A 14,083-nucleotide genomic window follows, 5' to 3' on the forward strand; every position below is an offset into this window, starting at 1 on the left:
ATCGCGGGGACGGCGCACGGCGCACGGCGCTCCTCGTCGCCTTCGGCGCCGATATCGCCCCGCCCACCGTCCCCGGCCGCCCGCATCGCGGCATCGACAGTGTGGAACGCCCCGTGGTTTCTTCTCTGCGAAAATAGCCCCGGGAGAGTCGCCGCAGGCGACGGGGGCAGAGCCCCCGCCTTGTCCGCCCGCCGCAGGCTCAGGCCCCGACCGCCTTGCGCACCATGCGGCTGTAGAGGTCCTGAACCTCGGTCACGCCCAGCCGCCCGCCGGGGCGGTACCAGGTCGTCACCCCGGTCAGCATCGCGATCACCGCCAATGTTGCCAGCTTGGTGTCGGGAATGTCGAACATCCCCTGGTCCCGGCCCGCGCGCAGGATCGATTCCAGCCGGTTTTCGTAAGCGCGGCGCAGCCCCTCGATCACGGCAAAATGCTCTGGCGTCAGGTTGCGCAGCTCCATGTAGGCGATGAACACGAGGTCCGGCCGGTCCAGGTGGTAGCCGATGTGAAACCGAACGAAGGCTTCCAGGCGCCCTATGGGATCGTCCGGCACCGGCAGCGCCTGCCATTCGGACAGCAGGTCGTCCAGGTGTTCCTGCATCAGCGAGAACAGCAGCGCCTGCTTGTCCGGCGTGTAGTTGTAGAGCGCCCCGGCCTGAAGCCCGACCTCGGCCGCGATCTGGCGCATCGACACCGCCGCGTAGCCATGCGCCGCGAACAGCCGCAGCGCCGCGTCGCGGATGCGCGGGCCGGTGATCTCGGAGTGGCTTCCCTGGGTGCGTGCCATGGCGTCCAGATTATCTGAACGCATGTTCAGATCAACCCGGATGCTTGCCTGCCGCCACGCGCTGGGGCATGACTGTGGCATGAGACGCGCCCTGCGAACGCTGTTGCTGTGTTGCCTGCCTGCCCTTGCGGCGGGACTGGGCGGCTGCGCGCAGTTCCCCGAACTGGACGCGGCCCAGACACCCGGCGTGGCCGATGCGCCCTATCCGCGCCTGCTGCCGCTGGAGGCGCTGCTGAATGGCCCCGCGCCGCGCGCCTCCGAGGCGGCGATCGCCACGGTCGAGGGGCGCGTCGGCGCGCTGCGGGCGCGCGCGGCGCGGTTGCAGCGCATCGACATCGCGCCGTCAGGCGTGCAGGGGCGGCTGGCGCGGTTGCGGCAGAAGGCAGCGGAGCTGCGCGCGCAGTAGCGCCGTGGTTGGCCGGAGGAACGGGTGCTCTTGCCCCCCGGACGGCTTGGCGATAACCCCGTGGCGACAGCGACCCATGCCAGAAGGAACCCGTCCCATGTCCCAGCCATTGCGTCTCGGTATTGCCGGTCTGGGGACCGTGGGCACCGGTGTGGTCAAGATCATCCGCCAGAAGGCCGCGCTGCTGGCCGAACGCTCGGGCCGCCGGATCGAGATCAGCGCCGTGTCGGCCCGCACCCGCGAAAAGGACCGCGGCGTGTCGCTGACCGGCTACGCCTGGGAGGACGATCCGGTCACGCTGGCCACGCGCGACGATGTCGATGTCTTTGTCGAACTGATGGGCGGCAGCGACGGGCCGGCCAAGGCCGCCGTCGAGGCGGCGCTGAAGGCGGGCAAGGACGTGGTCACAGCCAACAAGGCGATGTTGGCGCACCACGGCCAGTCTCTGGCCGTCATGGCCGAGGCCAGTGGCGCGGTGCTGCGCTTCGAGGCGGCGGTGGCGGGGGGCATTCCGGTCATCAAGGCGCTGACCGAAGGGCTGGCGGGCAACGAGATCGAGCGCGTCATGGGGGTCATGAACGGCACCTGCAACTACATCCTGACGCGGATGGAAGACGGCGGGCTGAGCTATGACGAGGCCTTTGCCGAGGCCGACGGGCTGGGCTACCTGGAGGCCGACCCGACGCTGGACGTGGGCGGCATCGACGCCGGGCACAAGCTGTCGCTGCTGGCGGCCATCGCCTTCGGCACGCAGGTCGATTTCGGCTCGGTCGAGCTGGAGGGCATCGGCAGCGTCAGCATCGAGGACATCCGCCAGGCCGCCGACATGGGCTTCAAGATCAAACTGCTGGGCGTGGCGCGGATGACCGGCCGCGGGCTGGAGCAGAGCATGGCGCCCTGCCTGGTGCCGGCCTCCTCGCCGCTGGGGCAGTTGCAGGGCGGCACCAACATGGTGGTGATCGAGGGCGACCAGGTGGGCCAGATCGTGATGCGCGGCGCGGGCGCGGGCGAGGGGCCGACCGCCAGCGCGGTGATGGGCGACGTGATGGACATCGCGCGCGGGCTGCGGGTCTCGACCTTTGGCCGCCCGGCGGGCGCGCTGGCGCGGGCGGTGCCGGCCAAGGTGTCGACCCCGGCGCCCTACTATCTGCGCATGGCGCTGGTGGACAAGCCGGGCGCGCTGGCCAAGGTGGCGGCGGCGCTGGGCGAGGCGGGAGTGTCGATCCACCGGATGCGGCAATACGACCACGTCGACGAGAGCGCGCCGGTGCTGATCGTGACGCACCGCACGACGCGCACCGCGCTGGACCAGGCGCTGGCGGCGATGCAGGGCACCGGCGTGGTGCTGGACAGCCCCGTGGCGCTGCGCATCGAGGAAGTCTGAGCGGCGGTGGACTGGCTGGCAGCTGTCGACCTCTATTGCGAACGGCTGTCGCCCGGTTTCTGGGCCGAGCCGGTCAATGCGCTGTCCAACCTTTCCTTCGTCGTGGCCGCCCTGTGGGGCGCGCTGACGGCGCGGCGGCTGGGGGTGTCGCACCCGGTCGCATGGCTGCTGATCGTCATGACGGGGCTGATCGGGGCGGGCTCCTTCCTCTTTCACACCTTTGCCAATGGCTGGAGCGAACTGGCTGACACGTTGCCGATCTGGAGCTTTGTCGCCGTCTTTGTCATCGCCGCGATGCGCTACATCGGCGGCATGGCGGCGCGGCGGGTGGCGCGGGTCGCTCTGGTCGTGGTGGCGGCGGCGGTGTTGACGCTGGTGTTCCTGGCCAGCGGCGAAGGCGCATCCACAGCCCAGGCCACGCCCGATCCGCTGAACGGATCGGGGCAATATGCGCCGGCGCTGGTCGCCCTGATCGTCTTTGCCATCCTCACGCGGCGGCGCGGCCATCCCGCGGCGCCCTGGGTCCTTGCCGCAACCGGCGTGTTCCTGCTGTCGCTGGTCTTCCGCACGCTCGACAGCGACCTGTGCGAAGCGCTGCCGCTGGGAACGCACTTTCTGTGGCACCTTCTGAACGGTCTGATGGTCGGCCTGCTGGTGCAGATGTTCCTGCGCGAAGCGCCGCTTTCTCGGCCGTGTTAGCGCCGCCATGCTGGACGCGGACGGGGGGGCGGGCTAGACGACAGGTGTCCCTTTTCCGGCAAAGGATTCCCGGCCCATGTCCACTCCACGAGATTTCAATGACCGCATGTTGTCGCTCGGGCTTGCCCGGGTGGCCGAGCAGGCCGCCATCGCCAGCGCCGACTGGATCGGTCGCGGCGACGAGAAGGCCGCCGACCAGGCCGCCGTCAACGCCATGCGCGAGCAGCTGAACAAGCTGGACATCCAGGGCGTCGTGGTGATCGGCGAGGGCGAGCGCGACGAGGCGCCGATGCTGTACATCGGCGAGGAGGTCGGCACCGGCAACGGCCCCGGCGTGGACATCGCGCTGGACCCGCTGGAAGGCACCACGCTGACCGCCAAGGACATGCCCAACGCGCTGACCGTGATCGCCATGGGGCCGCGCGGCAGCATGCTGCACGCGCCGGACGTCTACATGGAAAAGCTGGCGATCGGGCCGGGCTACCCGGAGGGTGTCGTGACGCTGGACATGGCCCCGGCGGCGCGGGTGTTGGCGCTGGCCGCCGCCAAGGGCTGCACGCCCGGCGACATCACCGTCTGCATCCTGGAACGGCCGCGCCACGAGGAGATGATCGCCGAGGTCCGCTCGACCGGGGCGTCGATCCGGCTGATCACCGACGGCGACGTGGCCGGGGTGATGCATTGCGCCGAGCCGCACATCACCGGCATCGACATGTACATGGGATCGGGCGGCGCGCCCGAGGGGGTGCTGGCGGCGGCGGCGCTGAAATGCATGGGCGGCCAGATCCTGGGCCGGCTTCTGTTCCGCAACGATGACGAGCGCGGCCGCGCGGCCAAGGCCGGGATCACCGACCTGGACCGGGTCTATTCCCGCGACGAGCTGGTGACCGAGCACGTGATCTTTGCCGCGACCGGGGTGACTGGTGGTTCGCTCCTGCCGGGGATCAAGCGCGAGGTGGGCTGGACCACCACCGAGACGCTGCTGATGCGGTCGAAGACCGGCTCGGTGCGGCGGATGATCTACCGCAACCCGTTCCGGCATTCGGCCTGACAGGGGGGGAGGGGGCGCTGCCCCCGTCCGCCTTTGGCGGACTCCCCCGGGCGTATTTTTGCAGAGAAGAAGCCGGGAGGCCGATTGTCCTATCTTGGCGTCGAGAGCAGCCTGACCGGGCGGCGCTGGGTCGGTCCCGGCGCCGACGAGGCGCGCCTGGCCGAGGCGCTGGTGCAACGGACCGGCCTGCCGCATGCGCTGTGCGCGGTACTGGCGCGCCTGGACGTGGCGCCGGAAGAGGTGGAGGGCTACCTGGAGCCCAAGTTGCGCGCGCTGCTGCCCGATCCGCGCGGGCTGAAGGACATGGAGCGCGCGGCGGCGCGGTTTTTGCAGGCGGTGCAGCGGCGCGAGCGGATCGCGATCTTTGCCGATTACGACGTGGATGGCGGCGCCTCGGCGGCCTTGCTGATCGATTGGCTGCGGCTGATGGGCCGGGCGGCGACGCTGTATGTCCCCGACCGCATCGACGAAGGGTACGGGCCCAACGTGCCCGCCATGGCGGCGCTGGCTGCCGCACATGACCTGATCGTCTGCGTCGATTGCGGGACGCTGTCGCAAGAGCCCATCGCTGCGGCGAAGGGGGCGGCGGACGTGGTGGTGCTGGACCACCACCTGGGCGGCGAGACGCTGCCCGAGGCGCTGGCCGTGGTGAACCCTAACCGGCAGGACGAGGACGGCGCGCTGGCGCATCTCTGCGCGGCGGCGGTGGTCTTCCTGATGCTGGTCGAGGCGGGGCGGCAGCTACGCGAGGCGGGGGCACAAGGGCCGGACCTGATGGCCTTGCTGGACCTTGTGGCGCTGGCGACGGTGGCGGACGTGGCGCCCCTGCGGGGGGTCAACCGGGCGCTGGTGCAGCAGGGGCTGAAGGTCATGGCGCGGCGGGCGCGGCCGGGCCTGGTGGCGCTGGCCGACGTGGCGCGGCTGGAACGGGCGCCGGCGGCCTATCACCTGGGCTACGTGCTGGGGCCGCGGGTCAACGCCGGCGGGCGGATCGGCCAGGCGGACCTGGGCGCGCGGCTGCTGGCCTGCGACAACCCGCAGGAAGCGCGGGCCATGGCCGAACGGCTCGACCAGCTCAACACCGAGCGGCGCGAGATCGAAGGCGCGGTGCGCGAAGCCGCGATGGCGCAGGCCGAGGCGCGCGGGCTGGACGCGCCGCTTGTCTGGGCGGCGGGCGAGGGCTGGCACCCCGGCGTGGTGGGCATCGTCGCCTCGCGCCTCAAGGAGCAGACCGGCCGGCCGGCGGTGGTGATCGGGCTGGACGGCGACGAGGGCAAGGGCTCGGGCCGGTCGGTGCCCGGGGTCGACCTGGGCGCGTCGGTGCAGCGGCTGGCCGCTGAGGGGCTGCTGGTCAAGGGCGGCGGGCACAAGATGGCGGCGGGCCTGACCGTGGCGCGCGACATGTTGGAGCCGGCGATGGCGCGGCTGGCCGAACTGCTGAGCCGGCAGGGGGCCGGGCAGGGCGGGGCGGCGGACCTGCGGCTGGACGGCGTGCTGATGCCCGGCGCGGCCAGCGTCGAGCTGGTCGAGCAGCTGGAGCGCGCCGGCCCCTTTGGCGCGGCGGTCCCGGGGCCGCGATTCGTGCTGCCGGACATGCAGGTCCGCTTTGCCAAGCGGGTCGGCCAGGGGCACCTGAAGCTCACGGTCTCGGACGGTCTGGCGGGCACGCTGGACGCGATCCTGTTCTCGGCCTTCGAGAGCCCGCTGGGCGCCGCGCTGGAGGGCCACGGCGGCGCGCGGTTCCACCTTGCGGGCAAGCTGGACGTGAATTTCTGGCAGGGGCGGAGCACGGTCCAGCTGCGCCTGGACGACGCCGCACCGGCCGCGCCGGGACGCTGAGGCGGGGCTTTCGGGGGCGAAAAAACTTGGCGAAAAACCCGAAATTTCTGCTTGCAAGCACCGTGAGCTTCTCATAAACACCGCCTCACGCCAAGCAGTGGCCCGTTCGTCTATCGGTTAGGACGTCAGGTTTTCAACCTGAAAAGAGGGGTTCGACTCCCCTACGGGCTGCCACTTTCACCAACAGCGATACGATCTCAAAAGCCCCTTTGGCGGGTCGCAAGTCGTTCCGTGTAGCGAAACCCCAACTCAACATCTGCAACCCAGTCTTGGATCGCGCGGTGTTCTGGACACCGGGAGGCCGCGCCGACCGCGACGATGCAAAGCACCATGGACGTGCAATTCCCGCGCCTTGCGGTGTATAGATCAGGGCAAAGCCTCATCAGAAAAGGGTGCCCCGTGACAGAAACCTTCCTGCGCATCACCGCAACCGGAACGCCCGAGGTCGATCGGCCGGCAGCCGACAGGCTGGTTTCCGGTGCGCCCGAGTTCACCACCTGGAATATCGAAGACCGTGATGGGCTGTATTGCGGCACCTGGCGCGCCACGCCGGGCAAGTGGACGATCCGCTACGACGAGTGGGAGTACTGCCGCATCCTTGAGGGGCATTCGATCATCGCCGAAGACGGCGGTGAGGCCTTCGAGGTGCGGGCCGGTGACAGTTTCGTCATTCGTCCCGGCTTTTCAGGCACATGGGAGGTCGTTGAGACGACGACGAAAGAATATGTCATCCGCCTCTGATCCGGCCCGACGCAGGCGGAAGGGGGCAAGGTGACTGGCAGGTCGGCAGCAGGCGGGCAGGCGAAACGACAAAGCCCGACCCAGGCCTGTGGCCGGATCGGGCTTGGATGGCAGGGTCGAGGTAAGCCGTTACCTGCCACGTAGAGTGCCGGACGCCGTTGCGGGCGTCCGGGCGAACTCAGGTCAGGCCAGCGCCAGGTTGATCGCGCTTTCGCGACCATCGCGGCCGGACTCGACGTCAAAGGTCACTTTCTGGTCGTCAGCAAGGCTGGTCAGGCCGGCCCGCTCGACGGACGAGATGTGGACGAACACGTCCTTGCCGCCCGATTCGGGCTGGATGAAGCCGAAGCCTTTGGAAGAATTGAACCATTTCACGGTGCCATTGGCCATTTCCGTGGTCTCCTGTTCTAGAATGCTGCCCACAGGATGCGGCAGCCCGGCAAAGTCAGACTGAGTGATCAACTGAAGCCGGATGAACGGAAGCAGAGGTTCGCAGAGAATAACGTTGGTGCATTCTAGATGGACCCTGGCGCACCGGATTACAAGGGACGATGCAAAAACAGCGCCCGCCATTGCGTGGCGTGGTTGATTTACCTGGCCGCGCGCCCCACCTTTGAATGACCCGCGAAGGGTAGGACCGCACAAGGGTGCGGAGTTTCCACACGAGTATGACGTTCGGCGGCCGGCGCTTTGTTCCGGCCGGGTCCGACGCGCCCACGATGGTGCTTCGGTCGATGACGAGCATGCGTCTGACGTGAGTTGCCGGGCCAGACCTGACCCCGGACACGCGCGACCACCCTATTCGATCTGACCGAAGCGCCCTGCCGGTTTTCGGCTGCGCGCCAGGGCAGTCATCATGGCGAGGCGGCGCTTTCTCCGCAGGAGGACTGACATGAACATTCCCGAATGGCTCAAGCCGGGCATCTACGGCGCCCTGGTCGGCGCGGCTTTTGTCGGCATCGCCGGGTTTTCCTGGGGCGGCTGGGTCACCGGCGGCACCGCGCATGACCAGGCGGTGGCGATGTCGCGCCAGGACGTGGTCACGGCCATGGTCCCGGTCTGCCTGGACATGGCCCGGGTCGATCCCGGACGGGTTGCGGCGCTCAAGTCGATCCGCGACGCGCAGTCCTACAAGCGGCGGGATGCCCTGATGGCCACCGGCTGGGCGACGATGCCGGGCAGCGATGCGCCGAACCGCGACATCGCGCAGGCCTGCCTTGCGTCGCTGGACGTGGACACCGTGGTCACCGAAGCCGAAGCGCCTGTTGACGGCGGATGACCCGCGCGGTGGCGATGCCCCTGCCCGGGGATCGGCGTCGGGTCCTGTACGGCCTGGCGGCGCTGACCGCGCTGATGGCCCTGCTGGCCTTCCCGGTGCTGGCGCAGGAGGCCGCCGGACGCGTGCCCGAGAACGCCGAGGCGCGCAGCTATGGCGATGGCTGGGACTGTTCCCCGGGATACCGCGCCGAGGGGGCCGCGTGCCTCGCGATCGTGGTCCCGGAAAACGCCTACGCCACCGGCCGCCGCTACGGATCCGGCTGGACCTGCCGGCGCGGCTATGAGGAGGTGTCGGGCGCGTCCTGCCGGGCGATCCCGGTGCCGGACAACGCCTATCTGCGCGCGTCCGGGTATGACTGGCGCTGCGACCGCGGCTACAAGCGGGACCGCGAACGCTGCGTGCCCATCGTGCTGCCGGACCATGCCTACCTGACGGTCGAACCGTCAGAGGGCGCCTGGGCCTGCGACCGCGGCTACACCGCCCGCGCCGGTGCCTGCGTGCCGATCGCGACACCCGAGAATGGCTATCTCACCAATGCGGACCGCGGCGCCGAATGGGCCTGCGAGAGGGGATATTTCAAGATGAGAAACCGATGCGACCCCGTGGCGCTGCCGGCGAACGCCTACCTGGATCCGGACAGCCATGGGCCGGGATGGCGCTGCGCGCGTGGATACGCGGCCAGGGGAAACGGCTGCATCGCGCTCGATGTGCCGGCAAACGCCCATCTCGACAGGTCGGGCAACCGGTGGCGCTGCGACACCGGCTTTCAACTTGCCGCAAGGGAGTGCGTTCTTGGACGATAGAGCCCCCGGATCCCGGCCCGAGGCCGCGCCCGGCCTCCGCATGCGCATCGGATGCCGCCTGCGCTACCGGCTGACGCAGCCGACGCCGCTGATCGCCACGCTGAACGTGCACTATTCGCGTTTCGGCGACCTGGAGCGCGCCGACTACCTGGCCACCTCGCCCAGCGTGCCGCTGGAAAGCTACCGCGACGGCTTTGGCAACTGGTGCACGCGGATGGAGGCGCCGGCCGGCGACTTCACCCTGTCCTCCGACGGGATATTCCGGGATTCCGGGCTGCCTGACCCGATTGCGCCGCAGGCGGCACAGCACGCGGTGCGGGACCTGCCGTTCGACACGCTGGTGTACCTGCTGGGCAGCCGCTACTGCGACACCGACCTGTTGTCGGACGAAGCCTGGCGCCTGTTCGAAAAGACTCCGCCCGGCTGGGCGCGGGTGCAGGCGATCTGCGATTTCGTGCACACCTCCGTCGCCTTCGACTACATGAAGGCCAGCGCCACGCGCACGGCGTCGCAAACGCTGGCGGGGCGCTTCGGGGTCTGCCGTGATTTCACACATCTCGCGATCGCCTTTTGCCGCTGCATGAACATCCCGGCGCGCTATTGCACGGGCTATCTCAGCGAAATCGGCGAACCCGAGCCGCATGCGCCCGGCGATTTCGCGGCCTGGATGGAAGTCTTTCTGGACGGGCGCTGGTGGGTCTTCGATCCGCGCAACAACCGGCGGCGCACCGGCAGGATCCTGGTGGCCCGTGGCCGGGACGCGGCCGACGTGCCGCTGACGCAGACCTTCGGGCCGAACGTGCTGACACAATTCGACGTCTGGACCTGGCCCGCCGAAGACGGCCACCCTGAACCACCGTCCGATGCGCGCGGGTGAGTGGGGACTGTCGCCGGGGCGCGTGCCCCGGTGACGTCGCTCGCCCGACATCACGGGGACCGACGGCCCGCCCTCCGGCGTGGCAACACCGAACACCCGCTTTCCTGGAGAGCCACGATGATCCCTGCGATCAAGACGACGGCCGTCTTTCTGCGCCCCTTCGACCTGCCGAGTTTCAACGAGACCCTGCCGCCCGGCGAATACGAGATCGAGACCACCCTGCCGCAGCCGGCGGAGGGCATCGACCCGGCCGCCTGGGTTTCGTCCGTCATGGTGCAGCTTCATCCGCGCACTTCGCATCCCGGCCTGACACGAACGCTGACCGTGCCGCTGGCCGAACTGGAGCGCGCGGTGGCCAGAGACAAGCTGACCGGAAAGGCGCTGCTGGATTTCTTCCTCGAGGAGATGCTGGCCGACCCGATGATCCGGCTTGTCATGCAGGCCGACGGCGTGGCCGAGTCCGACCTGCGGGATTTCTACGCGGCCCGCGCGCAGGGACGGCCCGGCCCGGCAGGCCCCGCGCAGGACCGGGACAAGCCGCACAGCGACGATCACGCAGAGGGTGGTGGCACACGCGGCGAAACCACGCGGCCGGGGATCGGGGAGTGACCCGCAGAACCGGCCGGCGGCTTGCATTCCTGTCGGGAACGGGGCTGGATGGGGCCGCGAGAGGGGTGCCATGAAGGACGATCCGATCAACCTGGATGGCCGCCGCAGCGCGGCCGGACAACGCGAGACCCAGATGCGGCGGCGGCCGGTGAACAGCCCGTCCCGCATGGTCGCTTCGGGGCAGCCGCCTCTCGACGAACTCGAGAAGCAGATGCTGGCGGACCCGGCGCGGACCTGGCCCGAGGTCATGACCAAGTGGCGATTCCTGCTGGAACGCTACGCCGAGACGCCCGAGGCGGCGGATGCCCGCATTCAGAAACTCATCCAGCGCGCCCTGGCCGATCTGGAGCGCCTGAGGAAACGCGAGGCCGGCGAATGACGTGCAGGACAGTATCCCAAGCGCCGACCGGGGCAGGGGCCGGGACCGGCTGGCCGGCGCGCTGGCTTGCCCGTGGCCGGCCGAGTTAGGCCGCGCCGATGCCCAATGTCACCATCACCCATCTGACCAGCTATCGCTACGGCACGGCGGTTTCGCTTGGGCCGCACAGGATGATGCTGCGGCCACGCGAAACCCGCGACCTGACGCTGACCTCGTTTCAGCTTGAAATCACGCCCAAGCCACGCATCGACTGGTCGCACGACGTGGCCGGCAACGCGATCGCCACGGCCAGCTTTGACAGCCCGACGGATACGCTGGTGATCCGCTCCTGCACGCGCGTCGATCTCCGCGCGGCCGTCTGGCCGGTCTTTCCCATCGCGGCCGACGCGGCGTCCTACCCGTTCCAGTATTCCCCCGACGACCAGCTGGACCTTGGCGCGCTGGCCATGCCGCAATACACCGACGTCAAGGGACGGCTGGCCGCCTGGGCCGAGGCATTCGTCATGACGCGGCCGACGGACACGCTGTCCCTGCTCAAGGACGTCAGCAACGGGATCACGGCGCGGATCTCCTACCAGAGCCGCGAGACCGAGGGCACGCAGGGGCCGCTGGAAACGCTGGACCGGGGCTGGGGATCGTGTCGCGATTTTGCCGTCCTGTTCGCCGAGGCGGCGCGCACGCTGGGCTTTGGCGCGCGGCTGGTTTCGGGGTATCTCTACAACCCGGCCGGCGACCAGCTTGGGTCGGCGGACGCCGGATCGACCCACGCCTGGGTCGAGGTCTTTGTGCCCGGGGCGGGCTGGATCGCCTTTGACCCCACCAACCGCGCCGTCGGTTCTGCCAACCTGATCCCCGTCGCCGTCGCGCGGAAGATCCAGCAGGTTTCGCCCGTCACCGGCAGTTTCCATGGCCGCAACACGGACCTGCTGTCGATGGACGTGGCGGTGCAGGTCGAGAAGGACTGACACGCGGGCGCGCCGGGGCGGTGCCGGCTGCGTCGCCCCCGGGGCGATTCTCTGAATTGCCGCCTTTGGTGTGATCGTGTTTGATCGACTGCCCGGAGTCGGTCATGGGGGTGTACGTGCTGAGTGATCCGGCGTGTCTGCCTCAAGACACTCATAAATAATCATTATTGAAGGTTTTCTGCCGAGGCGGCCCAAACCGCCTTCGACCGGGCGTGATGATTTTTCTTGACAGAACTCGCCTGTGGGGAAACGCTGGTGATCAATAGTGATCGTTTTCGGTCACGGCCGGCCGAACGGGCCGTTGACGATCGAACCACCCGGAGAAGTGAAGGACGCCGATGAAGGATTCGCTGGACCTGTCCGAGATCCGCCGCCGCAAGATCGCCGAGATCGTCGAGCGGCGCGGTTCTGTCGCGGTGCGCGACCTCTGCGACGAACTGGGCCGGTCCGAGGCCACCATTCGCCGCGACCTGCGCGAACTGGGGCGGCAGGGGATCGTCTCGCGGACGCACGGCGGCGTCATGGCCAAGACCAGCGCCGTGTCCGACCTGCCCAACGACGAACGCAAGCTGATCGGCTGGGCCGAAAAGCAGCGCATCGCGCAGGCGGCGATGGACCGGCTGAACGGGCAGGAGGTGGTCTTTCTGGATGCCGGGACCACCGCGCTGGCGGTGGCGGAACTGGCCGGGCAGAAACCGGGCTGCCGCTATGTCACGACCTGCCTTGGCGTCGCCAACCGGCTCAAGGCGCAGGGCGTTTCGAATTTCTACATGATCGGCGGCAGCTACCTGCCGGTGAACGACTCGTTTGTCGGCAGCGTCGCCATCGCCGGGCTGCGCTCGCTCACCTTCGACGTGTCGTTCTTTTGCTGCTCGGCGGTGAATCTCGCGCGCGAATGCATCGAGATCGGCGACGAGATGTACGCCCTGATTCAGCGCGAGGCGCTGGCCTCGTCGCGGCAGCGGTTCTTCATCGCCGACCACCGCAAGTTCGAGACCTACGCCTTTACCCGCACCGCCGGGTTCGACGAGATCGACGGCCTGATCACCAACGTCGAACTGGCCGAGGACGTGGTCGCCCAGTTGTGCAACACCGGCATGGAAGTCGTCACCGCATGAACATGACCGCAGACACCGCTCTTGGCAGCGCCACCCCGGCCGTTTCGCTGGAGGTGCGCAATCTGCGCAAGAGCTGGGGCAAGACCGAAGTGCTCAAGGACGTCAGCTTCAGCATCGGCGCGGGCGGGTTCCTGACGCTGCTGGGGCCGTCGGGCTGCGGCAAGAGCACGCTTTTGCGGCTGATCTCGGGCCTCGACGAGGTGTCGGGCGGGCAGATCCTGATCGACGGGCGCGACGTGTCCAGGGTATCGGCCGCCAACCGCAACCTCGGGATGGTGTTCCAGAACTACGCGTTGTTCCCGCACCTGACCATCGAGGAAAACATCGGCTACGGGCTGAAGATCCGCAAGGTCGAGAAGTCCCGCAAGGACAAGACCATCGCCCGCGTGTCCGAGCTGATGGGCCTGGGTCCGCTGCTCAAGCGCAAGCCGGCCCAGCTGTCGGGCGGCCAGCAGCAGCGCGTCGCGCTGGCGCGCGTGTTGGTGTCGGAACGACCCTTGGTGCTGATGGACGAGCCGCTGTCCAACCTCGACGCCAAGCTGCGCACCGAGATCCGCAGCGAGATCCGCGCGCTGAACAAGAAGCTGGGCATCACCGTCATTTACGTCACCCACGACCAGAGCGAGGCGCTGTCGATGTCCGACGAGGTGGTGCTGCTGAACGCCGGCCGGATCGCCCAGTGGGGCACCCCGCGCGACCTCTACGAGAACCCGGCCAACACCTTTTCCGCCAGCTTCATCGGCACGCCGCCGACCAACCTGCTGGAGCCCGCCGATGTGACGGTGCCCGCAAACCTGGGCATCGACGGCCGCGTGGCGCTCAAGGATTGCCTGGTCGGCGTGCGCCCCGAGGACATGCGCCACCCGGGAGAGGGAGAGGCGTTCACCCTGCGCGGGCGGGTGCTGTCGTTGGAATACGAAGGCAGCGTGACGCTGCTGCATCTCCAGGCGGCATCCGGCGCCAAGGTGATCGTGGCGCACGGCGGGCACGACGCCCCCGCGCCGGGAGACGAGGTGACGGTGGGCTGGTCGCACGGCGCCACGCATTTCTTTGCAAAGGCGGACGGCGCGGCGATCCCGCAGACAAGCTGAAACCGGGCGGACCCGAAGCATCGGGCCGCCGGACAACGAAGACCATGGGAGGAAC

The 14,083-nt window shown here is 68.8% G+C and carries 16 protein-coding genes and 1 tRNA gene; 15 read left to right on the forward strand and 2 right to left on the reverse strand.

The window, feature by feature from the left end:
• Positions 1-199 precede the first annotated feature (199 nt).
• Positions 200-787, reverse strand: a complete 588-nt coding sequence (locus MAA8898_RS14555) for a TetR/AcrR family transcriptional regulator (RefSeq protein WP_094021754.1) — start codon at positions 785-787, stop codon at positions 200-202.
• Positions 788-866: 79 nt separating this feature from the next.
• Between MAA8898_RS14555 and MAA8898_RS14560 the strand changes: the two genes are divergently transcribed.
• The 7 genes from MAA8898_RS14560 to MAA8898_RS14590 all read left to right on the forward strand — a co-directional run bounded on the left by MAA8898_RS14560 (position 867) and on the right by MAA8898_RS14590 (position 6,907).
• Entirely contained in the window at positions 867-1,193 is a 327-nt protein-coding gene (locus MAA8898_RS14560; RefSeq protein WP_094021755.1) for a hypothetical protein, read from the forward strand.
• A gap of 97 nt (positions 1,194-1,290) precedes the next feature.
• Positions 1,291-2,577 carry a homoserine dehydrogenase gene (locus MAA8898_RS14565; protein ID WP_094021756.1) on the forward strand — a complete coding sequence of 429 codons (1,287 nt, stop codon included), beginning with the start codon at positions 1,291-1,293 and terminating at the stop codon, positions 2,575-2,577.
• A 6-nt stretch (positions 2,578-2,583) separates the two neighbouring features.
• Positions 2,584-3,276, forward strand: a complete 693-nt coding sequence (locus tag MAA8898_RS14570) for a ceramidase domain-containing protein (RefSeq protein WP_094021757.1) — start codon at positions 2,584-2,586, stop codon at positions 3,274-3,276.
• A gap of 76 nt (positions 3,277-3,352) precedes the next feature.
• A complete protein-coding gene (glpX, locus tag MAA8898_RS14575; RefSeq protein ID WP_094021758.1) occupies positions 3,353-4,327 on the forward strand; it encodes a class II fructose-bisphosphatase in 975 nt (324 codons plus the stop codon).
• Between the two features lie 84 nt (positions 4,328-4,411).
• Complete coding sequence (gene recJ, locus MAA8898_RS14580; RefSeq protein ID WP_094021759.1) at positions 4,412-6,166, forward strand: single-stranded-DNA-specific exonuclease RecJ; 1,755 nt, start codon at positions 4,412-4,414, stop codon at positions 6,164-6,166.
• Between the two features lie 99 nt (positions 6,167-6,265).
• Positions 6,266-6,340, forward strand: a tRNA-Glu gene (locus MAA8898_RS14585).
• Between the two features lie 225 nt (positions 6,341-6,565).
• Positions 6,566-6,907 (forward strand): cupin domain-containing protein, encoded by a 342-nt coding sequence (locus MAA8898_RS14590; protein ID WP_245853427.1) that lies wholly within the window; start codon positions 6,566-6,568, stop codon positions 6,905-6,907.
• A gap of 183 nt (positions 6,908-7,090) precedes the next feature.
• Here MAA8898_RS14590 and MAA8898_RS14595 read toward each other — a convergent pair whose 3' ends face one another.
• The gene (locus tag MAA8898_RS14595) at positions 7,091-7,297 is read right to left on the reverse strand and encodes a cold-shock protein (RefSeq protein ID WP_094021760.1); all 207 of its coding nucleotides are present in this window, start codon (positions 7,295-7,297) and stop codon (positions 7,091-7,093) included.
• Positions 7,298-7,799: 502 nt separating this feature from the next.
• On the opposite strand from MAA8898_RS14595, the gene MAA8898_RS14600 reads away from it, so the two are divergent.
• The 8 genes from MAA8898_RS14600 (at position 7,800) to MAA8898_RS14635 (ending at position 14,028) form a co-directional block, all read left to right on the forward strand.
• A complete protein-coding gene (locus tag MAA8898_RS14600; protein ID WP_094021761.1) occupies positions 7,800-8,186 on the forward strand; it encodes a hypothetical protein in 387 nt (128 codons plus the stop codon).
• On the forward strand, positions 8,183-8,989 hold the full coding sequence (locus MAA8898_RS14605; protein WP_094021762.1) for a hypothetical protein: 807 nt from the start codon (positions 8,183-8,185) through the stop codon (positions 8,987-8,989). The genes MAA8898_RS14600 and MAA8898_RS14605 overlap by 4 nt, the downstream gene beginning before the upstream one ends.
• Positions 8,990-9,029: 40 nt before the next feature.
• The gene (locus MAA8898_RS14610; protein WP_094021763.1) at positions 9,030-9,866 is read left to right on the forward strand and encodes a transglutaminase-like domain-containing protein; all 837 of its coding nucleotides are present in this window, start codon (positions 9,030-9,032) and stop codon (positions 9,864-9,866) included.
• Between the two features lie 117 nt (positions 9,867-9,983).
• A complete protein-coding gene (locus tag MAA8898_RS14615) occupies positions 9,984-10,475 on the forward strand; it encodes a hypothetical protein (protein ID WP_245853422.1) in 492 nt (163 codons plus the stop codon).
• Positions 10,476-10,545: 70 nt separating this feature from the next.
• Positions 10,546-10,854, forward strand: a complete 309-nt coding sequence (locus MAA8898_RS14620) for a hypothetical protein (protein WP_094021764.1) — start codon at positions 10,546-10,548, stop codon at positions 10,852-10,854.
• A gap of 98 nt (positions 10,855-10,952) precedes the next feature.
• A complete protein-coding gene (locus MAA8898_RS14625; protein ID WP_094021765.1) occupies positions 10,953-11,819 on the forward strand; it encodes a transglutaminase family protein in 867 nt (288 codons plus the stop codon).
• Positions 11,820-12,157: 338 nt separating this feature from the next.
• Complete coding sequence (locus tag MAA8898_RS14630; RefSeq protein ID WP_094021766.1) at positions 12,158-12,937, forward strand: DeoR/GlpR family DNA-binding transcription regulator; 780 nt, start codon at positions 12,158-12,160, stop codon at positions 12,935-12,937.
• A complete protein-coding gene (locus MAA8898_RS14635; RefSeq protein WP_245853423.1) occupies positions 12,934-14,028 on the forward strand; it encodes an ABC transporter ATP-binding protein in 1,095 nt (364 codons plus the stop codon). The genes MAA8898_RS14630 and MAA8898_RS14635 overlap by 4 nt, the downstream gene beginning before the upstream one ends.
• The last annotated feature ends 55 nt before the right edge of the window (positions 14,029-14,083 follow it).

The organism is Antarctobacter aquimaris (genome assembly GCF_900184945.1).
GTDB classification, from domain to species: Bacteria; Pseudomonadota; Alphaproteobacteria; order Rhodobacterales; family Rhodobacteraceae; genus Maliponia; species Maliponia aquimaris.